Source organism: Micromonospora sp. DT228 (genome assembly GCF_049841595.1).
GTDB lineage: Bacteria > Actinomycetota > Actinomycetes > Mycobacteriales > Micromonosporaceae > Micromonospora.
The window spans coordinates 1-25,449 of the sequence record NZ_JBNCKO010000008.1 but is presented as its reverse complement, the minus strand read 5'-3'; the positions used below and the strand labels follow the sequence as shown (position 1 = coordinate 25,449).

Annotated in this window: 17 protein-coding genes and 1 pseudogene; 5 read left to right on the top strand and 13 right to left on the bottom strand. The window is 72.1% G+C overall.

Features of this window, described 5'->3' with window-relative positions:
* Window positions 1-21: 21 nt before the first annotated feature.
* The 6 genes from ACLQ29_RS17520 to ACLQ29_RS17495 all read right to left on the bottom strand — a co-directional run bounded on the left by ACLQ29_RS17520 (window position 22) and on the right by ACLQ29_RS17495 (window position 8,801).
* On the bottom strand, window positions 22-3,681 hold the full coding sequence (locus ACLQ29_RS17520; RefSeq protein ID WP_425772603.1) for a SpoIIE family protein phosphatase: 3,660 nt from the start codon (window positions 3,679-3,681) through the stop codon (window positions 22-24).
* Window positions 3,682-3,876: 195 nt separating this feature from the next.
* On the bottom strand, window positions 3,877-4,428 hold the full coding sequence (locus ACLQ29_RS17515; RefSeq protein WP_425772602.1) for a pyridoxamine 5'-phosphate oxidase family protein: 552 nt from the start codon (window positions 4,426-4,428) through the stop codon (window positions 3,877-3,879).
* A 41-nt stretch (window positions 4,429-4,469) separates the two neighbouring features.
* Window positions 4,470-5,195 carry a gamma-glutamyl-gamma-aminobutyrate hydrolase family protein gene (locus tag ACLQ29_RS17510; RefSeq protein ID WP_425772601.1) on the bottom strand — a complete coding sequence of 242 codons (726 nt, stop codon included), beginning with the start codon at window positions 5,193-5,195 and terminating at the stop codon, window positions 4,470-4,472.
* Window positions 5,192-5,959, bottom strand: coding sequence for a 3-oxoacyl-ACP reductase (locus ACLQ29_RS17505; RefSeq protein ID WP_425772600.1), 768 nt, complete (start codon window positions 5,957-5,959; stop codon window positions 5,192-5,194). Before ACLQ29_RS17505 ends, ACLQ29_RS17510 begins: the two co-directional genes overlap by 4 nt.
* 5 nt (window positions 5,960-5,964) lie before the next feature.
* The gene (locus ACLQ29_RS17500; RefSeq protein WP_425772599.1) at window positions 5,965-7,320 is read right to left on the bottom strand and encodes an aldehyde dehydrogenase family protein; all 1,356 of its coding nucleotides are present in this window, start codon (window positions 7,318-7,320) and stop codon (window positions 5,965-5,967) included.
* 116 nt (window positions 7,321-7,436) lie between these two features.
* Window positions 7,437-8,801 carry a glutamine synthetase family protein gene (locus ACLQ29_RS17495; RefSeq protein ID WP_425772598.1) on the bottom strand — a complete coding sequence of 455 codons (1,365 nt, stop codon included), beginning with the start codon at window positions 8,799-8,801 and terminating at the stop codon, window positions 7,437-7,439.
* A 96-nt stretch (window positions 8,802-8,897) separates the two neighbouring features.
* Here ACLQ29_RS17495 and ACLQ29_RS17490 point away from each other — a divergent pair.
* Window positions 8,898-9,524, top strand: a pseudogene (locus ACLQ29_RS17490) (PQQ-dependent sugar dehydrogenase); the annotation flags it as partial.
* On the opposite strand, the gene ACLQ29_RS17485 reads toward ACLQ29_RS17490, so the two are convergent.
* From ACLQ29_RS17485 to pcaF, 6 genes are all read right to left on the bottom strand, one after another.
* Window positions 9,504-9,917 carry a hypothetical protein gene (locus ACLQ29_RS17485; RefSeq protein ID WP_425772597.1) on the bottom strand — a complete coding sequence of 138 codons (414 nt, stop codon included), beginning with the start codon at window positions 9,915-9,917 and terminating at the stop codon, window positions 9,504-9,506. The pseudogene ACLQ29_RS17490 and the gene ACLQ29_RS17485 sit on opposite strands and share 21 nt — an antisense overlap.
* Window positions 9,904-11,478: an amino acid permease gene (locus tag ACLQ29_RS17480; protein ID WP_425772596.1), complete on the bottom strand. Its 1,575-nt coding sequence runs from the start codon at window positions 11,476-11,478 to the stop codon at window positions 9,904-9,906. The genes ACLQ29_RS17485 and ACLQ29_RS17480 overlap by 14 nt, the downstream gene beginning before the upstream one ends.
* A 387-nt stretch (window positions 11,479-11,865) precedes the next feature.
* On the bottom strand, window positions 11,866-12,366 hold the full coding sequence (locus ACLQ29_RS17475; protein ID WP_425772595.1) for a DUF456 domain-containing protein: 501 nt from the start codon (window positions 12,364-12,366) through the stop codon (window positions 11,866-11,868).
* 123 nt (window positions 12,367-12,489) lie between these two features.
* The gene (locus ACLQ29_RS17470; protein WP_425772594.1) at window positions 12,490-14,640 is read right to left on the bottom strand and encodes a putative bifunctional diguanylate cyclase/phosphodiesterase; all 2,151 of its coding nucleotides are present in this window, start codon (window positions 14,638-14,640) and stop codon (window positions 12,490-12,492) included.
* 5 nt (window positions 14,641-14,645) lie between these two features.
* Window positions 14,646-15,458, bottom strand: coding sequence for an SAM-dependent methyltransferase (locus ACLQ29_RS17465; protein WP_425772593.1), 813 nt, complete (start codon window positions 15,456-15,458; stop codon window positions 14,646-14,648).
* Between the two features lie 100 nt (window positions 15,459-15,558).
* Window positions 15,559-16,764, bottom strand: coding sequence for a 3-oxoadipyl-CoA thiolase (gene pcaF, locus ACLQ29_RS17460; protein WP_425772592.1), 1,206 nt, complete (start codon window positions 16,762-16,764; stop codon window positions 15,559-15,561).
* A gap of 104 nt (window positions 16,765-16,868) precedes the next feature.
* Between pcaF and ACLQ29_RS17455 the strand changes: the two genes are divergently transcribed.
* The 4 genes from ACLQ29_RS17455 to ACLQ29_RS17440 all read left to right on the top strand — a co-directional run bounded on the left by ACLQ29_RS17455 (window position 16,869) and on the right by ACLQ29_RS17440 (window position 21,128).
* Window positions 16,869-17,834 (top strand): glutathione S-transferase family protein, encoded by a 966-nt coding sequence (locus ACLQ29_RS17455; RefSeq protein WP_425772591.1) that lies wholly within the window; start codon window positions 16,869-16,871, stop codon window positions 17,832-17,834.
* Window positions 17,827-18,501: a DUF998 domain-containing protein gene (locus tag ACLQ29_RS17450; RefSeq protein WP_425772590.1), complete on the top strand. Its 675-nt coding sequence runs from the start codon at window positions 17,827-17,829 to the stop codon at window positions 18,499-18,501. The genes ACLQ29_RS17455 and ACLQ29_RS17450 overlap by 8 nt, the downstream gene beginning before the upstream one ends.
* A gap of 201 nt (window positions 18,502-18,702) precedes the next feature.
* Window positions 18,703-19,995: a dicarboxylate/amino acid:cation symporter gene (locus ACLQ29_RS17445; protein ID WP_425772857.1), complete on the top strand. Its 1,293-nt coding sequence runs from the start codon at window positions 18,703-18,705 to the stop codon at window positions 19,993-19,995.
* A 68-nt stretch (window positions 19,996-20,063) separates the two neighbouring features.
* Window positions 20,064-21,128: an NADH:flavin oxidoreductase/NADH oxidase gene (locus ACLQ29_RS17440; protein WP_425772589.1), complete on the top strand. Its 1,065-nt coding sequence runs from the start codon at window positions 20,064-20,066 to the stop codon at window positions 21,126-21,128.
* A 44-nt stretch (window positions 21,129-21,172) separates the two neighbouring features.
* On the opposite strand, the gene ACLQ29_RS17435 is transcribed toward ACLQ29_RS17440, so the two are convergent.
* Window positions 21,173-24,787 carry an ATP-binding cassette domain-containing protein gene (locus ACLQ29_RS17435; RefSeq protein ID WP_425772588.1) on the bottom strand — a complete coding sequence of 1,205 codons (3,615 nt, stop codon included), beginning with the start codon at window positions 24,785-24,787 and terminating at the stop codon, window positions 21,173-21,175.
* Window positions 24,788-25,449: the final 662 nt, after the last annotated feature.

The following is a 25,449-nucleotide window of genomic DNA, read 5'->3' as shown; positions in this document are numbered from 1 at the left end:
GACGCGCCGCCGGGCGCACGGTCAGCTCCGCAACTCCCGGCGCAGCGTCACCTCGGTGCCCGCGTCGGTACGCCGCACCGACAGCTCACCCAACGCCCTGATCAGCGCCAGGCCACGCCCCCGGAACCCGGAGTCGGACGACTCCCGCCACTGCCCGCTGTCGCGCACGGTCGCCGTCACCGTCCGGTCCTCGATGGCCACCTCCACGCTGATCACCGCCTCGGCGGGGTGGACCGGGTGTTCGATGGCGTTGGCCGCGGCTTCGGAGACGGCCACGGTCAGGTCGAACACGTCCGTCTCGTCGACCGCGTGCGCGACGAGGAAGTCCTCCAGGCGCTTGCGCAGCACACTGAGCCGGGTCGGGTCCGCGGGCAGCCGCAACGCGAAATGGTTCAGCTCGGCCACCTCGAGGGCGAGGACCGCGACGTCGTCGCGGCGCGGACGCCCGTCGACCCGCGCGACGACCGCGTCGATCAGGTCGGCCACGTGCTCACTGGGGGTCGCCGCGTCGACGCACAGCTGGGCCAGCGCGGCATCGATGCCGAGCTGGCGGTCCTCGATCAACCCGTCGGTGTAGAGCACCAGTCGGTCGCCGGGCGCCAGCTCGCCCTCGACCGCCTCGTACGTCGCCCCGGGGATCGCGCCGACCGGTGGGCCGAGCGCACGGTCGTGCAGGAACGACACCTCACCCACTCGGACCAGCAGCGGGGACGGGTGACCGGCGCTCGCGTACCGCAGCCGGCCGGTGCGCGGGTTGAACAGCAGGCAGACCACAGTCGCGAAGGAGCGGCCCTCGGTGGAGTCGACAAGCCGGTTGAGCCGGGTCAACGACTCGGCCGGGCCGTAGCCCTCCAGCAGGTACGCCCGCAGCGCGTTGCGCAGTTGTCCCATCGCCGCGGCGGCCTGGACGCCCTTGCCGACCACGTCGCCGATGACAAGCACCAGGTCGTCGTCCTCGACGTTTATCGCGTCGTACCAGTCACCGCCGACCTCGACGTCGGCGGTGCCGGGCAGGTACCGGCTGGCCACCACCGCTCCGGGTAGCTGCGGCAGCGACCGGGGCAGCAGGCTGTGCTGCAGGGTGGTCGCGATGCGGTGTTCGGCCTCGTAGAGCTGGGCGTTCTCCAGGCGGACCCCGACCAGGCGGGCCAGTTGGGTCAACGCGGCGTCGTCGGCCTGTGCGCCGTCGCCGGCCGGCCGCCAGACCCGCAGCTCACCGAGCGGCTCGCCCGCGGTGCCGGTCAGGTCGGCCACGAAGGACGGGTCGGTGGCGGTGGCGCCGCCGCTGTCCGCCTCGGCCCGGGCCCCGGTGGTGGTGACCACCACCCGCGCGGCCTCGGCGAGACTCAGCGCGTGCCGGGCGGCGACCTGGAGCACGTCGGCGGTGGACCGGGCGGTGTTCACGGCCACCGCCGCGTCGGCAAGCGCCCGGAGCCGACGGATGATCTGGCCGCGGAGTTGGCCCAGCTCGACGTTGGCCCGGACCCGGGCGATCAGCTCCTGGCTGGAGAACGGCTTGGTGAGGTAGTCGTCGGCCCCGGCGGAGAGGCCGGCGACGGCCTCCGCGGAGCCGGCTCGGGCGGAGAGCAGCACGATCGGCACATGACGGGTACGCGGGTCCGCCCGCAGCGCGCTCACCAGCCCGAATCCATCCAGCCGGGGCATCATCACGTCGCTGAGCACCAGGTCGAAGCCGCCCTCACGGGCCAGCGGCAGGGCAACCAGCCCATCGCTCGCGGTGACCACCTCCCAGGTCGGGGAGAGCAGTCTGGTGACGTGCTCGCGCAGGTCGACGTTGTCGTCGACGACAAGGATCCGGCCGGCCGGGGCGTCGTCCGTCGGCCGGGCGTCGAACCCGGGCGCCGGCGCGACGCCGGTCCACCGCGCGGTTTCCGCCACGTAGAGCCGGGCCTGCTCGGGCTCACCGGGCGGCAGCGGGTCGAAGGCCACGACCCGGTCCGCGGGCAGGTGTGCGACACCGAACGGAACGCTCACCGTGAAGGTACTGCCCTCGTCGACCTGACTGGTCAGACCGACAGTGCCGCCGTGCATCTCGACCAACTCCCGGACCAGCGCCAGGCCGATCCCGGTGCCCTCGTGGGTGCGGGCACGCACCCCCGGCACCCGGTGGAACCGCTCGAAGACGTGCGGCAGCTCGTCCGGCAGGATGCCGATGCCGGTGTCGGTCACCTCCAGGCAGGCCACGCCGTCCACGGCCCGGACCCGCACCCGGATCTCACCGTCGAAGGTGAACTTGACCGCGTTCGACACCAGGTTGAGGACGATCTTCTCCCACATGTCCCGGTCGACGACGACCGGCGCCGGCAGCGGTGGGCAGTCCACCACCAGCCGCAACCCGGCCCGTTCGGTCGCCGATCGGAAGGTGCTGGCCAGTCGGGCCGTGTAGCTGGCGAGGTCGGTGGGCTGGTAGCGGGCGGCGAGCCGACCGGACTCCAGTCGGGAGAAGTCCAGGACGGTGTTCACCAGTTTGAGCAGGCGCAACGCGTTGCGGTGCATCATGGTGAGTCGGTCGGTCTCGGCCGCGGGCCGGGCCGAGTCGGCGAGCATGTCCTCCAGCGGGCCGAGCACCAGGGTCAGCGGGGTGCGGAACTCGTGGCTGACGTTGGCGAAGAAGTTGGTCTTCGCCAGATCCAGCGCCGCCAGTCCGGCGGCGCGGGCCCGCTCCTGTTCGTAGGCGCGCTGGGTGCCGGCCGCACGGGAGATCTGGGCGGCGATCAGCTCCAGGAAGTTGCGGTAGTCGTCGCTGAGCGGAAGCTGGCGGGCCACTCCGACGACAAGCACGCCGACCGTTTGGTTGGCCGCCGTGAGGGGCAGCACGAGGGCCTGGTCGGCGGCGTCGGCCGGCGGCGGATCGAGCAGATCGGCCACGTCGACGGTCGCGGGCGCGGTGTCGGCGGTGACCCGCGCCAGCAGCTCGGCGGTGTCGCCGAGAGCGGCCGGGGCGATGCCGGTGGACCCGGCCAGGGCGAGCTGACCGCTCTCGTCGGTCAGGTAGATCACGGCGAAGGGCACGTCCGCCCGGTGCCGGCCGAGCGCCTCGGCGGCGGTCCGACCGAGGTCGGCGGCGTTGCCCGTGTCGGTCAACTCGACACCCAGTTCGGCAAGTGCCCGCAGCCGGCGCTCGCCGAGGACCCGCCCGGTGGTCTCGTTGACGATGCAGTAGACCCCACTGACCGAGCCGTCCTCGCCCCGGATCGGGTCGTACGAGACGTTGAAGTAGGTCTGCTCGACGAAACCGTGTCGGTCCAGCAGGAACGGGTGGTCGTCGCCGCGGTAGGAGCGCCCGGTGCTCCGCACGCCGTCGAGCAGCGGGCCGAGCACCGCCCAGGTCTCCGCCCAGTGGTGTCGGGCCGGTTGGCAGAGCACGTCCGGATGTTTGCCGCCGATTGTCGGCCGGTAGGCGTCGTTGTAGAAGGCGAGCTGCTCGTCGCCCCAGAACATCACGATCTGCGCGCTGGAGGCGAGCATCATGCCGACCGCGTTGGTGAGCGCCAGCGGCCAGCGGCCGGGCTCGCCGAGCGGGCCGGCGGACCAGTCGAAGCGGCTCAGCAGCTCACCCATCTCGCCGCCGGCCGCGAACGCCGCAGCCAGCATCGGAGGAGCCGTCGGGCCGGGCGCGACGGACCGCCCAATGTCCGCGCCCCCCTGGGCCGAGCTCATACAGCCTCCCGCTCCGGCCGGCACCCCGCGACCGTTGATCTTCACCCGCCGTGCTTCGACTTGTACCCCAGCGGACCAGCAACGTAACGCAAGACGACAGTTGGACGCTGTTGATGTCCGCCCGAGCCGTCGGGCACCTGACGGTACGCCGGGCGCACCGACGTCGAACGGCGGTCGCCAGCGCGCCTGACGGGGTCAGAAGACCGGCAGCCCGTCGATGCTCGCCGCGTTCTTGGTGGCCCGGTAGACAGCCAGGTCGTCGGCGGTGCGCCGGGAGTGTGAGGTGAGTAACAGGTCACGTTCGGCGCGGAAGTCCATAAATGGCACCGCGTAGCCGCAGGAGTCGCTGACCCGTTCCACCTCGACGGTGATCACGGCCCGGACGGCGTGCACGTCCGGCGGCGCGGGAAACTCGGCGAGCCGGTCGGCGAAATCGTCCTCGGTCACCGCCACGCTGCGACCCCGGCCCTGCAACCGGACGATCTTCGGCGGCCCGTCGAAGGCGCAGAACATCAGCGTGATCCGGCCGTTGTCCCGCAGGTGGGCGATGGTCTCCGCCCCGCTGCCGTGATAGTCGAGGTAGGCCACCCGATGCGGGCCGAGGACCACGAACGTGCCCCGCATGCCCTTCGGGGAGACGTTCACATGCCCCTCGGCGCCGGACGCCGCCGTCGCCACGAAGAAGACCGGCTGGTCCGCGATGAAGTCACGTAGTCGAGAGTCGATCTCCGGATAGACCTTGCCCATGCGGCGATCCTCCCACCGGCCCCACCACCCGTCGGGGCGACCTAGCTCACACCGCTGGCCAGCCGCTCGGCGGCGGCCCGGACCAGCGCCGTGATCGGCCGCGGCTCCTTCTCGTTCTCCGGATGCCACTGCACGCCCAGCACGAACGGCCGCGTCGGGTCCTCGACGGCCTCGATCACGTCGTCCGCCGCCCACCCGGTGACCGCGAGCCGACCGGGATCGGCGACCGCCTGGTGGTGGTAGGAGTTGACCCGGTCCACCCCGGCCAGCACCGTCGCGGCCAGGCTCCCCGGCGCGAACCGTGCCGGATGGGTCCCGTAGACGCCGGGCGCCGGCCGGTGCCCCTCGTGGCCGACCACGTCGGGCAGGTGCTGGTGCAGGGTGCCGCCGTAGGCGACGGCAAGCAACTGCATGCCCCGGCACACGCCCAGCACCGGCAGCCCGGCGGCGAGCGCGGCGGCCAACAACACCAGCTCACCGGCGTCCCGGTCCGGCCGATCCTCGGTCCGCGGGTCGGGTCGCTGGCCGTAGCGCCCCGGACCCACGTCCGCGCCGCCGGCCAGCAGTAGCCCGTCGAGGACGGCCACCACGTCCGCGTCCACGTCGTCCGGCGGCAGGACCACCGCGCGGCCACCCGCGGCCGTCACCGCCCGCGCGTAGGCCTCTGGCACCAGCACGGCCCGTACGCCCTGCCAGCTCGCCCAGGCGGCGGGCTCGACGTACGCGCTGATCCCGATCAGCGGCCGCCGCCGGGCCGGCGTGCTCACAGCGGTGTGACGTACGCGCCCGTGATGCCGCCGTCGACCACGAACTGCGCGGCGGTCATGAACGAGGCGTCGTCGCTGGCCAGGAACGCCACCGCGGCGGCGATCTCCGCGGGCTGCCCGAAGCGACCCATCGGCACGTGCACGAGCCGGCGGGCGGCCCGCTCCGGGTCGGCGGCGAACAGCTCCAGCAGCAACGGGGTGGCCACCGGGCCGGGACAGAGCGCGTTGACCCGGATGCCCTCGCGGGCGAACTGCACGCCCAGCTCCCGGGTCATCGCCAGCACCCCACCCTTGCTCGCGGTGTACGCGATCTGCGACGTCGCCGCGCCCATCAGCGCCACGAACGACGCCGTGTTGATGATCGAGCCCTTGCCCTGGCGGCGCATGTGTGGGATCGCGTACTTGCAGCAGAGGTAGACGCTCGTGGTGTTGACCCGGAGCACCCGCTCCCACGCGTCGAGGCCGGTGTCCAGGATGGAGTCGTCGTCCGGGGGTGAGATGCCGGCGTTGTTGAACGCGATGTCCACCCGACCGTGTCGGTCGGCCACCCCGTCGAACAGGTCGCGTACCGCCGACTCGTCGGCCACGTCGGTGGCCACGAACTCACCACCGCACTCCTCGGCGGCCCTCGTGCCGGCCGCCGCGTCGATGTCCACGCAGACCACCCGGGCCCCCTCGGCGGCGAATCGCCGCACGGTGGCCAACCCGATGCCGCTGCCCGCTCCGGTGACCACGGCCACCCGGTCCTGCAATCGACCCTGCACAGGCGTCACTCCTCTGTCGCGATGAACACGTTCTTGACGTCGGTGAAGGAGTGCAGCGCGTCCGGGCCCAGCTCACGGCCGAGCCCGGAACGCTTCATCCCGCCGAACGGGGTCCAGTAGCGCACCGAGGAGTGCGAGTTGACGCTGAGGTTGCCGGAGTCGACGGCACGGGCCAGGCGGAGTGCCCGACCCACGTCCCGGGTCCAGATGGAGCCGGAGAGCCCGTACTCGGTGTCGTTGGCGAGCCGGACCGCGTCGGCCTCGTCGTCGAACGGCAGCACCGAGACCACCGGGCCGAAGATCTCCTCCCGCCAGTGCCGGTCGGCCGGCGAGTCGGCGAGCAGCACCGTGGGCGCGTGCCAGAAGCCGGGGCCGTCGGGGCAGGAGCCGGTGAAGGCGACCCGCGCGTCGGCCAGGTAGCCGGCGACCCGGTCCCGCTGGGCCGCGGAGATCAGCGGACCCATCTCGGCGCTCTCCCGGGACGGGTCCTCCACCCGGAAGGCGCGTACCGCCGGTTCGAGCAGTTCCAGGAACCTGTCGTACACCGAACGCTGGACCAGGATCCGCGACCGGGCGCAGCAGTCCTGGCCGGCGTTGTCGAAGACCGCGCCCGGCGCGGTCGCGGCAGCGCGTTCCAGGTCGGCGTCGGCGAACACGATGTTCGCGCTCTTGCCGCCCAGTTCCAGGGTGAGCCGCTTCACCTGGGCCGCGCAGCCGGCCATGATCCGGGTGCCGACCTCGGTGGAGCCGGTGAAGCAGATCTTGCGGACCGCCGGGTGGCTGACGAAGCGCTCCCCCACCACCGCACCCGCACCGGGTACGACGGTGAACACGTCGTCGGGCAGGCCCGCCTCGCGGGCCAGCTCGGCCAGCCGCAGCGCGGTGAGCGGGGTCAACTCGGCGGGCTTGAGCACCACTGTGTTGCCGGCGGCGAGGGCCGGGACGAACCCCCAGGCGGCGATCGGCATCGGAAAGTTCCACGGCACGATCACGCCGACCACGCCGAGTGGCTCGTGGAAGGTGACGTCCAACCCGCCCGGCACCGGGATCTGCCGCCCGGTCAGCCGCTCGGGCGCCCCGGCGTAGTAGTCCAGGACGTCGCGGACGTTGCCGGCCTCCCACCTGGCGTTGCCGATGGTGTGCCCGGAGTTGCGCACCTCCAGCGCGGCCAACTCGTCCAGGTGCGCGTCGACCACGGCGGCGAACCGCCGCAGCAACCGTGCCCGATCCCCCGCGCCCACCTGACGCCAGGTCACGAAGGCCGAGGCGGCCCGAGAGATCGCCCCGTCCACCTCCTCCACCGACGCCGAAGAAACCTCCCGGAACCCAACCCCGCTCGCCGGATCCACGACAACACTCATGCCCCAACCCACCCCTTCCTCCACGCGATCTTGCACTTACTGCCCCGACATCAGCGACGATTCACCACAGAACGGCGACACAAAGTGCAAGATCGCGGCGGCAGGGGCGGGGTGGGTTAGAGGCGTTCGAAGCCACGGGTTAGCTCCCAGTCCGTTACCGCCGCGTCGAAGGCGGCCAGCTCGACCCGTGCCTGGTTGGCGTAGTGGGCCACCACCTCGGGGCCGAACGCCTCCTGGGCCACCGCGGAGTTCTCCCAGAGGGTCAGGGCGTCGCGCAAAGTGCCGGGGACACGCTCGGCCTCCGGGTCGTCGTACGCGTTGCCGGTGCACTCCGCGCCCAGCTCCAGCTCGCCGTCGATGCCGTGCAGCGCGCCTGCCACCAGCCCGGCGATCGCCAGGTACGGGTTGACGTCGGCGCCGGGCACCCGGTTCTCCACCCGCATGCCCTGCCCGTGTCCGACGACCCGCAGCGCGCAGGTGCGGTTGTCCACGCCCCAGCGCAGCGCCGTCGGGGCGAACGAGCCGGGTTGGTAGCGCTTGTAGGAGTTGATGTTGGGGGCGAACAGCAGGCTGAACTCCCGCATGGTGGCGAGCAGCCCGGCGAGCACCCGCTGCCCGGTCGCCGACAGGTGCGCCGGCCCGTCGCCGAGCATCGCCGACTCATCGTTGCTGTCGCGCAACGAGAAGTGAATGTGGCAGGAGTTGCCCTCCCGCTCGTTCGGCTTGGCCATGAAGGTGATCGCCATCCCCTCCTGGGCGGCGATCTCCTTGGCCCCGTTCTTGTAGATGACATGGTGGTCGGCGCAGGCGACCGCCTCGTCGTAGCGGAAGGCGATCTCGTGCTGCCCGAGGTTGCACTCGCCCTTGGCGCTCTCCGGCGTGAGCCCGGCGCCGGCCATCTCGGTGCGGATCCGGCGCAGCAGCGGCTCCACCCGGGCGGTGCCGAGCAGCGAGTAGTCCACGTTGTACTGGTTGGCCGGGGTGAGGTCGCGGTAGCCGCGCCGCCAGGCATCCTCGTACGAGTCACGGAACAGCACGAACTCCAGCTCGGTGCCGGCGTACGCGGTCAGCCCGTGCTCGGCCAGCCGGTCCAGTTGCCGACGCAGGATCTGCCGGGGCGAGGCAACCACGTCGCCGGAGCCGTCGAGCCAGGTCAGATCGGCCAGCAGCAACGCGGAGCCCGGCTGCCAGGGCATCCGGCGCAACGTGGCGAAGTCCGGCACCATCGCGAAGTCACCGTAGCCGCGTTCCCAGCTCGACATCGCATAGCCGTCGACGGTGTTCATGTCGACGTCGACGGCGAGCAGGTAGTTGCAGCCCTCGCTGCCGTTGGCCACCACCTGGTCGAGGAAGAACGGCGCGTGGAACCGTTTGCCCTGCAACCGCCCCTGCATGTCGACAAGGGCCAGCACCACGGTGTCGATCTCGCCGGCGTCGACGGCGACCCGCAACTCTTCCAACGTCAACGGCGTTCTGCTCATGAGCGGGCCTCCATCACCAAGGTCTACTGGCAAACCGGATCACCGTCAATGCCCCCGGCATGGTCGGCGGCAAACCGCGCGAGGAGTTGTCATGCAAACCTGTCCAGCCGCAATGGCAAGATCCTGCGGATCCGGCCGATCGGCGGCGTCCCGGCGGGCAACCCGCTGCCCGGCTCTCCGGTGTTCAGCTACGGCCACCGCAACGTGCAGGGTCTGGCCTGGGACGCGCAGGGCCGACTGTTCGCCACCGAGTTCGGCCAGTCCACGTGGGACGAGGTGAACCGCATCGTCCCAGGCGGCAACTACGGCTGGCCGGTCGTGGAGGGCCCGAGCAGCGATCCCCGGTTCCGTGCCCCGGTGGTCGTCTGGCCCCCGGCACAGGCGTCGCCGAGCGGTGCCGCCTTCGCCAATGGCACCCTGTTCGTCGCCGCGCTGCGGGGAACCCGACTGTGGGCCGTTCCGATCAGCCCCGCCGGGACTGTCGGCACACCGTCCGCCGAACTGGTGGGCGCCTACGGCCGGCTCCGTGCCGTCGAGGTGGCTCCGGACGGCTCCCTCTGGGTGGCCACCAGCAACCGCGACGGCAATGGCACCCCGGGGCCGCAGGACGACCGCATCCTCCGGTTCGCGACCGACGAGCGGCAGCCACCGCCCGCCGGTCGGATCGGAGTCCGTCCCGCGGACCCCGGCCCCACTTTCACGTCACTTCACGGTCCCCATTGAGGTCACGACGTCCTCATTACCGGTGTGCGACCAGAACACCGGCTCGTCAAGATAACGCAGCTTCGCCTCGGCCCAGAGCGGGTGCGACGAGACCACGAACCAGTCGTGGCTGCGGGACAAGAGATACATGTCCGAACCGGGTTCGATGACCAGTCCGTGCAACTCCGTCAGACGGCGCGTCTGCTCCGGATCCGCCCTGCGCAGTGACAAGCCGCGCAGCACGAAGGGTGCGCAGAGATACTTCACGTGCTGGAACAGGACCTCGAGCCGGTGCTCGTGTGTCGAATTGGCGTCGGCCTGCAACCACAACCGGGTATGGCTCCGACTCACCTGAGTGACCTGAAACAGCCGGTCCGGCGCTTCGAGCACGGCGGTGGTCTCATTGCTGATCATGGCTTTCGTCCATCCTTGAACTCTCGACGGTGCGGACCGGGCCGGCGAACCACTTCCGGGCCGAGGCGTACCACCAGACGGCGACCACCAGCAACACCCCGCCGACGGCGAGTGGCGCGTAGTTCACGGCCGACCAGGTGAAGCCGTCGTTGCCGGGCACCCCGGCGGGCACGATCGGCAGCACGAAGTAGACGGCGATGACCGCGATCTCGATCACCGCGATCCAGCCCAGCAGCTTGTACTTCCGCCCCAGCGTCCACGGGCCGGGCACGAACCGGTCGCCCATCCGCAGCCGCAGCGCGATCGGGATGAGGAAGGACAGGTACAGCCCGAGCACCGCCACGGAGACCACCGCGTAGAAGGCGATCGGGATGCCGGCCGAGCTTTCGTAGAGCGCCGGCAGGGTCAGCACCAGGCCGGCCACCGTGGCGCCGATGATCGCGTTGACCGGGGTGCCGTTTCGGTCGACGGTCGACCAGAGCCGCCAGCCCGGCACCGCCCGGTCCCGGCTGAACGCGTACGCCATGCGGCTCATCGACGTCACGCAGCTCATGCCCCAGAAGAACTGCCCGATGGTGGAGATGATGATGACGATCTTGAAGAAGACCGGGGTCAGCGCCGACTCGAAGATGGCGCCGGAGAACCCGCCCGCCGCGTTGACCGCCTCGACGTCGGTGGCCGCGAAGAGGAACGCCAGCAGCAGGATCCAACCACCGACCGCCGAATAGAAGATCGACTGCCAGAGCCCCCGCGCGGCGGCCTGCGACGCGCCCCGGGTCTCCTCGGAGACGTGCGCGCAGGCGTCGAAGCCGGTGATCGTGTACTGGGTCAGCAGGAAGCCCAGCGGCAGCACGTAGAACCAGAACGTCAGTCCGCCGATGTCCCCGTCACCGAAGCCGGAGTTGTTGAACCGCTCGGTGAACACGAACTGGAAGCTCTGATGGTTGTCGGGCACGAGGACCAGGATGGCCACCACGACGGCCGCGCCGGCCACGTGCCACCAGACCGAGACGTTCTGGAGTACGTCGATGATCCGGTGCCCGAAGATGTTGATCAGGCCGTGCAGGATCAGGATGATCACGAAGAGCACGAACGCCTGCCGCAGCGTCCCGGCCCAGCCGTCGAAGAGCGCCGACAGGGTGAGGTTGAGAAACGTCGCGCAGCCGTAGTCGACCGAGGCGGTGACCGCCACCAGACCGATCAGGTTCAACCAGCCGGTGAACCAGCCGTGCACCGGGCGACCCATGGTGGCCGCCCACCAGTAGATCCCGCCCGCGGTCGGGTACGCCGACACCAGCTCCGCCATGCAGAAGCCGATGATCAGGATGAACAGCGAGATCAGCGGCCAACCCCAGGAGATGGCGACCGGCCCGCCGTTGTTCCACGCCTGACCGAAGGTGGTGAAGCAGCCGGCCAGGATCGAGATGATCGAGAACGAGATGGCGAAGTTGGAGAAGCCGCTCCACTTGCGGCGCAACTCCTGTTTGTAGCCGAGTTCGGCGAGCCGTCGGGCGTCGTCGTCCATCGGTTGCTCGGCGGTCGGCACGGGCGTCGTGGCCACTGCACACCTCCCTGAGGTGGTTCCGCGTGCGAGTGCGCAAAGTGTCATCCCGGCTGATCAAGACGGTCAATACGTCGCGGGTGGGAAACTCACCGCCGGAGAGCTAATTGCGTTGCCGTCCGGCCGCTCCGACCCGCATCCTTGACCTCGTGACCAGGCCCGATCCAGGGGCCGCTCCCCGGGCACTCGGACCGCCCGGATGGCGGCGCGGGGCACGCCTCTCTCTCACGTACGGCTCATCGCCGTACCCGACACGTGCCCCGCGCCCACTCCACCCCCATCGATCTTGCAGTTCCTGTCGTCGATTTGGGCAGTCATGCCACAACTGTCGGGACAGAAAGTGCAAGATCGCGCAGGAGGGCGGGCTCGGCCTCGCCGTGTCCGTGGTCAGGTCAGGAGGAGGCCGGTCACCCAGAGGGCCGCGACGGTCAGACCGGCCAGGAACTCCACGAGCATCGACAGGCCGACCGCCTTGATGGCCTGCACGGTGGACGGCCAGGCGAGCCGGTTGCTGCCCAGCCGTAGCCGCTCCGCGGCCCACACCCCGGCGACGAAGCCGAGCACCAGCCCGACGACCGGCACCACGAAGAACCCGATGATGCCGAGCACCCCACCGGCGAGCAGGGTGGACATCGGCACGCCGGTGTTCTTCAGGTTGCGGCCCGGCCACGCGTACTTGATCACGGTGCCGCCCGCCGCGACGACAGTGGCGGCTGCGAACACCGCCCAACCACCCACCCCGGCGCCGCCGAAGATCGCCCAGACCAGCACACCGCCCCAGCACAGCGGCAACGCCGGCAGACCCGGCACCACCACGCCGGCCAGCCCGGCCAGGATGGCCAGCCCGGCCACCACAGTCACCGCCGTCTGCGAATCCGTCAGGTCCACGCCGTCACCCTCCATCGCCGCCAACCGAGCCACCCGGACCACGGGGGCCCCTCGCGCGCACGCCGTCCTGCGGGCGGTCCACCGTGGCGCGCCCGTGGCGGCCGCCGGCAACCCGTTCCCCGCTCACGCCGCCCCGCCCCGCAGCCGCGCGGTGATCGCGTCGGCCGGGACCGGGGCGCCGAAGTACCGGCCCTGCCCGGTGTCGCACCGTAGCGCCCGCAGCCGTTCGGCCTGCACGCCGGTCTCGACCGCCTCGGCGGTGACCCACAGCTCCAGGGCGTGCGCCAACCGGACCAACGCGTCGACGATCCGTTCGTCGCGGTGGTCGGCCGCGACGTCGGTCCCGTCGGCGCGGATCCCCTCCACGAACGGGCCGGCGAGCTTCAGCGAGTGGATCGGCAACCGCCGCAGGTACGCGAGGTTCGAGTAACCGGTGCCGAAGTCGTCCACGGCCAGCCGGACGCCGAGCGCGGCGAGCCGATGCAGGCTGCGCAGCGGCTCACCGGCGCTGCCCATCACGGCGCTCTCGGTCAGCTCCAACTGGAGCAGGTCGGCGGGCAGGCCGCTGGTGTGCAGCACGTCGGCCACCGTGTCCACGATCGCCGGGTCGTCGGCCTGCCGCGCCGCCAGGTTGACGCTGACCACCAGCCGGGCGTCGGGGAACTCCCGCCGCCACCGCTCGGCGTCGTGGCAGGCCCGCCGCAGCACCCACTCGCCGAGCCGGACGATCAGGCCGGTCTCCTCGGCCAGGCCGATGAACCCGTCCGGCCCGAGCAGGCCCAACTCCGGGTGCTCCCACCGGACCAACGCCTCCACCGCGAGCATGGTGCCCTCCAGCAGCGACACGATCGGCTGGTAGTGCAGCACGAACTCGCCCCGGTCCAGGGCGGCCGGCAGCCCGGCGACAAGTGCCGACCGGGCGATGTCCCGGGCGCTGCGCTCCGGGTCGTAGACCGCCCAGCGGCCCCGGCCCGCCCCCTTGGCCCAGTAGAGCGTGGTGTCCGCCGCCTTCATCAGCTCGGACGGGGTGGTCTCCGCCGCCGGGCACTGCACGATGCCCACGCTGGCTGTCACGGCCAACTGGTGGTCGCCGACGTGCACCGGGGCCGCGACGGCGGCCAACGCGGACTCCGCGACGGCCACCGCGTCGTCGATGTCGTCCCCGCCGTCGACCAGGATCACGAACTCGTCGCCACCCATCCGGGCGACCAGGTGGCCGTGGTCGGCCACGCACGCGGCCAGCCTGCGGCCGATCATCACCAGCAGCCGGTCGCCGAGGTCGTGGCCGAGGCTGTCGTTGATCGCCTTGAAGCCGTCCAGGTCGAGGAAGCACACCCCGACCCGCTGCCCGGCGCCCGCGCCGTCGAGGACCCGGCCCAGCGTCTCGAAGAACAACGTCCGGTTGGGCAGCCCGGTCAGCGGGTCGTGCAGCGCCTGGAAGCGCAGCCGCTGCTGGAGTTCGTACCGCTCGGTGATGTCCTCGATCATCGCGACGGTGAACCGGGGTCGCCCGTCGCCGTGCCGGATCAGCGAGACGGCCAGATCCGTCCAGACGACGCTGCCGTCCTTGCGGTGGTAGCGCTTCTCCACCCGGGCGGCGTCCTGCTTGCCGTCGATCAGCTCCTGGTAGAGCTCCCACATCCCGGCGGCGTCGTCGGCGTGGAACAGCGCCGCCACGTTGCTGCCGCGCAACTCCTCGATCGAGTAGCCGAGCATGTCGGCGAACGCCTGGTTGACGTCGATGATCTGGCCGTCCACACCGGCGATGCCGATGCCGATCGCGGCGCCGGTGAAGACCGCCCGGAAGCGGGCCTCGCTGTCGCGCAGTGCCTGCTCGACCCGGTCCCGTGCCTGCCAGGCGGACCTGGCGATCTGCTCCTGCTGGCTGAACGTGCGGTCGCGCAGCGCGCGGGCGAACCCGGCGGCCAGCCCGCCCTGCAGCGCCGCGATCCGCTCGGTCAGGTCCGCCGGCTCATCGACGCTGGAGAGCACCCGGCCCGGGAAGTCCGTACCGAGGGCGCGCAGCGTCCAGTCCAGGGCCTGCGGCGCGGTGAGGTGCGCCTCGACAAGCGCCCGACCAACCTCCTCCGCCGGTTCGACACGGAACGGTTCCGCCCGCACCGCCTGCGCCAACCGGTTCGTGTGCGCCAGCAGCAGCCGCTCGGTCTCGGTCACGCTGAGCGGCACGAAACCGAGGCGGCGGATCGCGCGGGCCCAGTCAGCGGCGTACCCCTGGGCATCGGCCCGGCCGACGGAGTCCGGGACGGCGGTCATGTCGATCAGCCGGCGGGCTGGTCGTACCGGGCGACACCACCGAAGGCGCCGAACCGCTCCGGGTGCTCGTCCACGTCCGACGGTGAGTCCGGACGCCAGAGCGGCATGTGCACCACGCCCGGTTCGAGGACCTTCCAGTCGCCGAAGAAGTCGCTGACCTGCGCACGGGAGCGCAGGGTGATCTCGGTGTCGGTCCGTGCGGAGAGCCGCTGGGCGTCCAGCATCTCCTGTGGCTGGTCCTCGAAGGTGGAGTGCGAGACGACCAGGAAGCTGCCCGGCGCGGCGACGGCCCGCAGGGTGGTCAGGATCTCCTCAGGCCGGTCGCGGTCCGGGATGAAGTGCACCACCCCGGCCAGCAGGATGCCCATCGGCCGGCTGAAGTCGATGAGCCCGAGCTGCCGGGTCTCGGCGAGGATCCGCTCCGGCTCGCGCAGGTCGGCGTGGATGACACCTGTCAACTCGTTGCCGGCGAGCAGCTCCCGGCTGTGCGCGACCGCCACCGGGTCGATGTCGACATAGACCACGCGGGCCTTCGGGTTGACCGCCTGGGCCACCTCGTGCACGTTGCCGACAGTCGGTATTCCGGAGCCGATGTCGAGGAACTGGTCGATGCCGGCGTCGAGGAGCACCCGGACGGCCCGCCGCAGGAACTCCCGGCCGGAACGCATGGTGGCGGCGAGGTTCGGGGTCATGCTGGCGATCTGCTCGGCCAGTTGCCTGTCGATCTCGAAGTTGTGCGCCCCGCCCAGGAAATAGTCGTACACCCGGGCCGCGCTCGGCCTGGTCAGATCGATCTCGGTCGGCAGTCCGTCCGGCATCAGCGTGCTCCCCAGTTCATCGCCGCGGCGCGGGACGGCACCGGCGTCGACGGCGTGCGCGAGCACCGGCCGACCCGCGGGTCGTGTGGTGTGGACCACTCTAGGCGGCTGACTCCAGGATCAGCGAGATGCCTTGACCGACGCCGATGCACATGGTGGCCAACGCCCGGCGGCCGCCGCGACGGCGCAGCTCCAGGGCGGCCGTCAGCGCCAGCCGCGCGCCGCTTGCGCCGAGCGGGTGCCCCAGCGCGATGGCCCCGCCGTTCGGGTTGACGTGCTCGGCGTCCACGGGCAGGCCCAGCTCCCGCAACACCGCCACGGACTGCGCGGCGAACGCCTCGTTCAGCTCCACCACGTCCACCGCGCCCACCTCGACACCCACCCGGTCGAGCAGCTTGCGGGTGGCCGGCACCGGGCCGATCCCCATGATCCGGGGCGGCACGCCGGCCACCGCCGCACCGCCGATGCGGGCCAGCGGGGTGAGGCCGTACCGGTGCACCGCCGCCTCGCTGGCCACCAGCAGCGCGACCGCGCCGTCGTTGACGCCCGAGGAGTTGCCGGCGGTGACCGTGCCGCCGTCGCGGAACGGGGTGGGCAGCGCGGCCAGCTTCTCCAGCGTGGTCTCCCGGGGGTGCTCGTCGACCTCGACCAGCCGGGTCTCGCGCCGACCGGCCGGCACCGACACCGCCACGATCTCCTCGGCGAACCGGCCGTCGGCCTGCGCCTTGGCGGCGCGCTGCTGGGAGCGGTACGCGAAGGCGTCCTGCTCGGCCCGGCTCACGCCGTACTCGGCGGCCACGTTCTCCGCCGTCTCCGGCATCGAGTCGACGCCCCACCCGTCGCGCATCAACGGGTTGACCAGCCGCCAGCCCAGTGTGGTGTCGTACACCTCGGCCGAGCGGGAGTACGCCGACGTCGCCTTCGGCAGGACGAACGGCGCCCGGCTCATGCTCTCCACCCCGCCGGCGATCATCAGCTCCGCGTCCCCGGACACGACGGCCCGGGCGGCGATGGCGAGGGCGTCCAGGCCCGAGCCGCAGAGCCGGTTGACAGTGCTGCCCGGCACCTCCTCGGGCAGGCCGGCCAGCAGCGCCGCCATCCGGGCCACGTTGCGGTTGTCCTCGCCGGCCTGGTTGGCGCAGCCGAGCACGACGTCGTCCACCCGCGCCCAGTCCACCGACGGGTGGCGGGCGACCAGTTCACGGATCACGTGCGCGGCCAGGTCGTCGGGGCGGACGGCGGCCAGCGCGCCCGCGTACCGGCCGATCGGGGTACGGACACCGGCCACCAGGTATGCCACGGTCATCGCGAGTCCTTCGGGGTGCAGACGGCGGGGATGGGCACGCCCACCGGGTCGCGGGGGCTGCCGGCCGCCAGGATATCCGCGCCGGCAACGGATAGGTTGACGGCATGGCTCGGGCCCAGTTCAGCGCAGAGACCAGTGGCGGCGGCGCGTTCGTCCGCCAGCCCAACCGCTTCACCGGGCGGGTCACCGCCGACTCGACCTCCCCACCCGGCGGCGGTCCGGACGAGCAGGACCGCTGGCCCCTGGAAGCCGGCCGCTACCGGTTGATCTGGTGCCGGGCCTGCCCGTGGGCGCACCGGGCGAGGATCGTGCGCGGCCTGCTCGGGTTGGACGACGCGATCTCGCTGGGCACCGTCGACCCGATCCGCGACGAGCGGGGCTGGGCGTTCGCCCTCGACCCGGACGGCTTCGACCCGGTCCTCGGCGTTGGCTTCCTCTCCGAGGCGTACCTGGCCACCGACCCGGACTACACCGGCCGGGTGACCGTGCCGGCGCTCGTCGACACGCTCACCGGCCGGGTGGTCACCAACGACTACCCCCAGCTCACCCTCGACTTCTCCAGCGAGTGGCGGTCCCTGCACGCGCCCGACGCACCGGATCTGTATCCGGTCGCGCTGCGCCCCGAGCTGGACGCGCTGATGGCCGAGATCCACGCGGACGTCAACAACGGCGTCTACCGGTGCGGGTTCGCCACCTCCCAGGAGGCGTACGACGAGGCGTTCCGGGCGCTCTTCGCCCGGCTGGACACGCTGTCCGAGCGGCTGGCCGGGCAGCGCTACCTGATGGGTGACGCGATCACCGAGGCCGATGTGCGGCTGTTCACCACGCTGGTCCGCTTCGACGCCGCCTACCACGGCCACTTCAAGTGCAACCGCACCAAGCTGACCGAGATGCCGGTCCTGTGGGCGTACGCCCGGGATCTCTTCCAGACCCCGGGCTTCGGCGAGACGGTGGACTTCGACCACATCAAGCGGCACTACTACGGCACCCACCACCAGATCAACCCGAGCGGCATCGTGCCACTCGGGCCGGACGAGTCCGGTTGGCACACGCCACACGGGCGTGGCTGAGCCGGGTCGTCCCGGCACCACGACCGCGCCGAGGCCCGGCGCGGACGTCGCCCGCCGGGCCGCCGGTTCCGCCGCGGCGGGTTGCGCGCTCGCGGGCGCGGTGGCGGTGACGGTCGCCGTGGTCGCCAGTCCCGGTCCCGGTCTCACCGGGTACGTCAGCGAGGCCGGCATCGCCGGCAGTGGACACGCCGCGACGTACCGGATCGGAATCCTCGCCCTGGCCGCCGCGTTGCTGTTGATCGGCGGCGCGCTGCCTGCCGGGGTGTGGGTGGCGGCGCCGGCGCTGCTCGCCACCGGCGCCGTGTTCGCGGCGGTGTCCGGGGCGGTGACCTGCTCCACCGGCTGCCCACTGCCGCCGTTCGAGCGCGCCACGACCGCGGATCTGGTGCACGGCGGCGCGAGCATCGCGGCCACCGCGTCGGTGGTCTTCGCCATGCTCGCGCTCGCCGTGTCCGGGTCGGTCGGCACGGCGGTGCGTCGCCTGGCCGGTGGGAGCGCCGCGCTGGCCCTGCCACTCTGCGCGACGGTCGGGCTGTGCATGCTCGTCGTCGGCCGGGGCGCGGTGGTGGGTGTGCTGGAACGGGTGGTCCTCGTGCTGCTCGTGGCCTGGGGTCTCGCCACCGCCACCACCCTGGCCCTGGACCGCGGGCAGACACGCTCCTGGTAAGGATCCTCACGCCGACCGCTCCTTGCGATACCCGGCCAGCGGCGTATTCTCGCCTAGCGATGACAAATGTCTGGGGCCTCACCGTCCGCCTGTATGTCGACCTCCGACTGCAGGCCAGCGGCATCTGTCCGGGCTAGCTGCGCTTCCACGCCTGCCCCGATCAGACCCGGACAATTGGATAGATTCCTCATGCCCTTCAGCCTGCGCAAGATTCCCTTCTCCGTGCAGATCCTGCTCGGCCTCGTGCTCGGCGTCGCGCTGGGCTTCCTGGCCCGCGCCAACGACCTGAGCTGGCTGACCAGCACCCTGCACACCGTCGGTGGCCTCTTCATCCAGCTCCTCAAGCTGGCCGTACCGCCGCTGGTCTTCACCGCCATCGTGGTCAGCGTCGTCAGCCTGCGCGGCGTGGCCAACGCCGCCCGGCTCGCCCTCAAGACCCTGATGTGGTTCGGCATCACCGCGCTGATCGCGGTGAGCATCGGCATCGGCATCGGCCTGCTCACCAACCCGGGCAAGGGCGTGTCCCTCGACGTGGGTGGCGCGACACCGCCGAAGAACACCGGCTCGTGGACCGACTTCCTCACCGGCATCGTGCCCACCAACCCGGTCGGCGCGTTCGTCGAGGGCAACGTCCTGCAGATCGTCTTCCTCGCCCTCGTCGTCGGTGCCGCGGCCCTGCTGGTCGGCGACGCCGCCGAACCGTTCGTCGCGTTGAACCGCTCCCTGCTGGAGATCGTCCAGAAGGCGCTCTGGTGGGTCATCCGCCTCGCCCCGATCGGCACCCTCGGTCTGATCGGCAATGCCGTCGCCTCGTACGGCTGGGACCTGCTGGCCCCCCTCGCGAAGTTCACCACCGCCGTCTACGTCGGCTGCGCCATCGTGCTGTTCGTGGTCTACCCGCTGGTGCTGATCCTCGCCGGCCGCCTCAACCCGCTGCGCTTCTTCGCCGGCGCCTGGCCGGCGATCGAGCTGGCCTTCGTGTCCCGCTCCTCGGTCGGCACCATGCCGGTGACGCAGCGCTCCGTCGAGCGGCTCGGCGTCCCCCGCGAGTACGCCTCGTTCGCGGTGCCCTTCGGCGCCACCACGAAGATGGACGGTTGCGCCGCCATCTACCCGGCCCTCGCCGCGATCTTCGTGGCCCAGGTGTTCGGCGTGCACCTCGGCGTCACCGACTACCTGCTCATCGCGTTCGTCTCGGTGGTCGGCTCGGCGGCCACCGCCGGCCTGACCGGCGCGATCGTGATGCTCACCCTGACCCTCAGCACGCTTGGCCTGCCGCTGGCGGGCGCCGGTCTGCTGCTGGCCATCGACCCGATCCTGGACATGATCCGCACCGCCACCAACGTGGCCGGGCAGGCCCTGGTGCCGACAGTCGTCGCCGCCCGCGAGGGCACCCTCGACCGGGTCGCGTACGAGTCCGCCGGTCGTCGCGACCTGATCGACCCGGAGCCGGCCGCCCAGGCCCGGCCCGAGCTGACTCCCGTTCCCGCCTGACCAGAGCACACCGACGGCGACAGGCCCTCCCCCGGGGGGCCTGTCGCCGTCTCGGAGAGGATGGCCCCATGAGTTCCCTGTTCACTCCCCTGGCCCTGCGTGCCGTCACCCTGCCCAACCGGGTCGCCATGGCGCCGATGTGCCAGTACTCCGCCGGTCCGGACGGTCTGCCCACCGACTGGCACCTGATCCACCTCGGCAGCCGCGCGGTAGGTGGCGCCGGGCTGGTGCTGACCGAGGCGACCGCGGTGCTCCCCGAGGGGCGGATCAGCCCGCAGGACACCGGGCTGTGGTCCGGCGCACACGTCGACGCGTGGCGGCCGGTGACCGCGTTCGTGGCCGCCCACGGCGCGGTGCCGGCCGTGCAGCTCGCGCACGCCGGGTTCAAGGCCTCCACCTACCGGCCGTGGGCGCCGGAGCGCGGTGGCGTGCCGGACGCCGAGGGCGGCTGGACGCCCACCGCCCCCGGCGCGGAGCCGTTCACCGCCGGCTACCGGACGCCGACCGCCCTCGACGAGGCCGGCATCGCCGGCGTGGTCGAGGCGTTCGCGGCCGGAGCCGAACGCGCGCTGGCCGCCGGCTTCGCCGCCGTGGAGATCCACGCCGCGCACGGTTACCTGCTCAACGAGTTCCTCTCACCGCTGACCAACACGCGCACCGACGGCTACGGCGGCGATCGGACCGCCCGGATGCGACTCACCCTGGAGGTGGCCCGCGCGGTACGCGCCGCGGTGGGCGAGGACGTGCCGGTGCTGACCCGCATCTCGGCCACCGACTGGGTCGAGGGCGGCTGGACGATCGAGGACAGCGTGGTGCTCGCCGGTGAGCTGGCCGGCGTCGGCGTCGACCTGGTCGACGCCTCCTCCGGTGGCGTCAGCACGGACCAGCGCATCCCGCTCGGCCCCGGCTACCAGGTGCCGCTGGCCGCCCAGATCCGCCGCGAGGCCAGCGTGCCCACCGGCGCGGTGGGCCTGATCGTCGAGCCCGAGCACGCCGAGCAGATCATCGCGGACGGCGAGGCCGACCTGGTGCTGCTGGGCCGGGAGCTGCTGCGCGACCCGTACTGGCCGCGCCGGGCCGCCGCCAAGCTCGGCGTCGTCTACTCCGGGCCGCCGCAGTACGCCCGCGCCTGATCCCCGCCGTCGGACGGCTGCCGGTCCCGGCAGCCGTCCGAGGGTCAGCCCGCCAGGTGCGACCAGTCGCCCTCCAGGTCCTGCCAACTGCCCTGGGCAGCCACCGTGCCACCGAGCAGCACCACCACGTGGTCGGCGCGGACCAGCGCGGCGCGCTTCGCGGTCGAGCCGACCACCGTCACCCCGTGTCCGCGCAACGCCTGCCACAACGCCAGCTCGGTGGTGACGTCGAGCGCCGACGACACGTCGTCGGCGACCAACAGTTCGGTACGCGGCGCCAGCGCCCGAGCCAACGCCAACCGCTGCAACTGCCCACCGGAGAGCCTCGTGCCCTTGTGCCCGATGAGCAGACCCAGCCCGCCGCCGGCGGCGGCCAGGTCGTGGTCGAGCTGGGCGGTGCTGACCGCGTCGGCGGCGTCCACCTGGTGCCCGAGCGCGATGTTGTCGGCGACAGTGCCGGACAGCACCCGGGGCAGCTGACCGACGTAGCCGACCTGGTTGGGTCGCAGGAACAGCTCCGGCTCGGTGACCGGGTCGCCGTTCCAGGCCAGCTCACCGGTGTGGTGCACGATCCCGGCCAGCGCCCGCAGCAGCGAGGACTTGCCCGAACCCACCGGCCCGACGACAAGCACCAACTGCCCCCGCCGCACGCTCAGGTCCACGTTGCGGACGGCCACCGTGCCGTCGGAGTGCACCACCCCGAAACCGCGCAGCTCCAGCCGGCGCAGCGGATGCCGCGGCGCGGGCGTCGGCGCGGGCGCCGTCCCGGCGGCCAGGTCGACCGCGGCAACCCCCGCGGAGTACGCGCTCACGCCGGCCATCGCCACGGTGCGCCGCGTCCAGACCCGCGCCGACGGTAGCTGGGAGATCAACGAGGCGGTGGTCCAGGCGAACCAGCGTGCCGCGCCCAACGTGGAGACGGCTACCAGCACCGCCCCGGCGGAGAGCGAGCCGCCCAGGTAGAGCGCCCACGCGCCGATCGGCAACAGCCCGCTGGCCATCGACGGCGTGGAGCGCGCCCACACCTGCACGGAGATCTCCCGCCGCTGCCGGTCGCTGCGCAGCACGTCCAGGCTTGCCAGGTGGCGCAGCACCGCGGTGGTCGCGCCGGCGAGCTTCACCGTCCGCGCCGCGGAGAGCGCGGAGACCAGCGCCGTGGCGAAGGCGGCCCGCGCCGCCACCGTCGCCCGGGCCGCACGTTCGAGTTTCGGCCCGAACAGCGTCGCGGCCAGCCCGGAGACGACCATCGTGCCGAGGAAGAACAGCCCCGGTACGACGCTGCCGGTGACCGCCGTCATGGCCACCACCAGGACCAGCGCGACGGACTGGTCCAGCACGTTGTCGGCGAGCTGGACCACCCGCTCGGTGTCACCGCCCTGCGCCACGACCTCCGCCGGGGTGTGCGAGCTGACCCGGCGCGGCCCGGTCTGGCCGTGCACCAGGCGCAGGCCGATCCGCAGCATCTGCCGTACCCACCAGTGCGGGAACCAGACGTGCGTGTAAAACGGCAGCGGCAGGGTGATCAGCAGTCCGGCCACGATCCCGACCGCCGGCAGGTACGCGTTGCCCGTCCCGTCGACCAGGTCGGCCCAGAGCCAGGGCAGCAGCGGGCCGTCCAGCCCCAGCAGGCTGAGCCCGAGGAACAATCCGATCGCGGCAAGCCCGTACCGGGGATCGTTTGTACAGAGTCGGACGATCTCCCGCAGCGTCCGGGCCGGCGGCACGGGTGGCAGCGGCGGCGGGTCGGCCCGCGTCGGCGTCACCGTGCCCTGCGTGCTGTCGGGCGATGTCTCCCCGGTGGCCTGCCCATTCGGCTCAGCCCGCGTGGGCACCGGCGCACTTGGCCAGGCGGTGACCTGCTCGTTCGGCGCGACCGGTTCGGCCCGCGCGGGCGGCGGCGCGCTCGGCCAGGCGTCGGCGGGGCCGGGACCGACCAGCAGGTCGGTGCCGCCGGCACGGACGGTCGGCGCCACCGCGGCGTACGCGGCGGCGTGGCTGGTCGCCAGCAGTTCGGCGAAACGCGTCGACGTTTCCAGTGGACCGGCCTCGACCACCGCGCCGTCGGCCAGCACCACCACCTCGTCGCAGCGGCGCACGGAGGAGAGCCGGTGGGCGATGACGATGCCGATCCGGTCGCGCAGCAGTCGTTCGGTGGCCCGCTGCACCCGCGCCTCGGTGACCGGGTCCAGACGCGCGGTGGCCTCGTCGAGGATCACCACATGCGGGTCACGGACCAGGATCCGGGCGAACGCCACCAACTGTTCCTGACCTGCGGAGAGCACGTGCCCGCCCTCCCCCAGCCGGGTCGCCAACCCGTCCGGCAACTCGGCGATCCAGCCGGCCAGGCCCAGCTCGTCGAGTGCCCTCGCCGCGGCGTCGAGCAGCTCCGGGTCGTAGAGCGCGACGTTCTCCGCGAGAGTGCCGGCCAGGATCTCGGTACGCTGCGGCACAAGTGCCACCCAGCGGCGCAACTGCTCGACGTCGAGGTCGCACAGGTCGGTGCCGCCGAGGAAGACCGCGCCTGACGGCACGTCGACGGCCCTGGTGAGCACCTTCGCCAACGTCGACTTGCCCGAACCCGTCCGCCCGATGAGCGCGTACGAGCGTCCGCGCGCGAAGGTGAGGCTGAGCCCGCGCAGCGCGGCCCCCCGGCCACCCTCGGGGCCGCTCACCTCGTATTCGAAGGTCAGGTCGCGGATGCGCAGGTCACCCTCGGTCGGGCTGGCGCCGCCGACGGGCTCCTGCCGGGCCTTGTGCAGCAACTGCACCCGGGCCCACGCGCCCAGCGCCTCCTGGATCTCCGGCACCATCCGGCTGACGTGTTCCGCAGTGGCCCCGAAGGCCAGGGCGAGCAGCCAGATCGCGGTGAGCCGGGCGGCGTCGATCCGGTCGGTGGTCAACGCCCACGCCCCGCCGAGCACCACCGCGCCGATGCCGGCCCGGATCGTCGCGGTGGCGGCCGCGGCCACCCGGGCGGACAACACCCAGACCAGGCCGCCCCGGGACAGCACGGCTGCGGCCCGCCGGGCGTAGAGCCGCAGCACGTACGGCCGGGCCAGGCTGGTGCGTACGTCGTCCTGGCCGTGCACCGCCTCCTCCATCACGGCGGCCAGGTCGGACCAGGCCTCCTCCTCGCGCATCCGGGCCGGGGCGATCCGCGCCGTGGGCCCGCGCAGGCCGGCGGCGAGCAGCACGGTGAGCAGCAGCATCGCGACCCCGGCCGGCCACCACACGGCCAACGCGACGATCATCGACAGCAGGCCGACGCAGAGGCCCTGGGCGAGCCGGGTGCCCTGGTTACGGATCCCCGACGCCACCTGGTAGACGTCCCCGTCGATCCGGTCGAGCAGCTCACCCACCGGGGTGGTCTCCAGGGTCGGCAGGTCCTGCCCGAGAGCGACCTGGCAGAGCCGGCGGCGTACGTCGGCGGACCAGTCCGCGGTCAGACCGGCCATCAGCAGGCTCACCGCGAGGTCGCTGAGCACCACCGCGACCAGCGCCACGGCCAGCACGGCGAAGAAGCCCGCCGACCGGTGCACCAGCACCGCGCCGGCCAGCGCCGAAGCCCCCGCCTGGCCGGCGGCGCCGAGCACGATCAGGACGGCCACGACCGTCATCCGACGTGCCGAGGTGCCCCACAGATCACGGAGCAGGCGCATGGAAGTCCTCCGGATGTGGGGTGGCGGAGACTTCAGCCTGGCGGCGCGGACGCCCAGATTCAACCGAATTTCCGGCCCTGAGCAGGGCATCAGCCATCCGGGGCAGCACCATCAACTCGGTTTCCGTGACGTCGGGGTGTCAACCCGTCCCGGATACCGCGATGTCCGTGACGTCGAGTGGATCATGACTGATCGGGATGGCCTGGGGCCGATGTCGGGTGTGCCGCGCGGGGGAACAGGGCTGTTACGTGGTTTGTCCGGTTCGTGGCCGTCTGGCCTGTGACCGGGCGCACCGACGGGCCGGAATGATGGCCGGGGCGGGGTCGTTACACACCCTGACGATCGCAGCACCACCGGCTCCGCCACCCGCACGCCGGGACTGGAGCGCCGGTAGCGGGTTGGAATGCCGGCCCCGGCCCGATCGTTGAAGACTCCGCCGCGCACCCCACCCCCATTGGGTGCCACGGGATGGGCCACCCCCGGAATGACCCCGGCCCCCCGGTCGTTACACATGGACCCGGCGCCACGAGCCCCCCGCTTGCAGGTCGCCGTCCCGGGAGCCCCCGCTTGTAGGTCGCCCCGCCGGGCGCCGCGAGCCTACGGGTTTGCCCCCTAGACTTTTTCTCTGTTTGTGCAGCGCCGGACGAGGTGCTCACACCCGT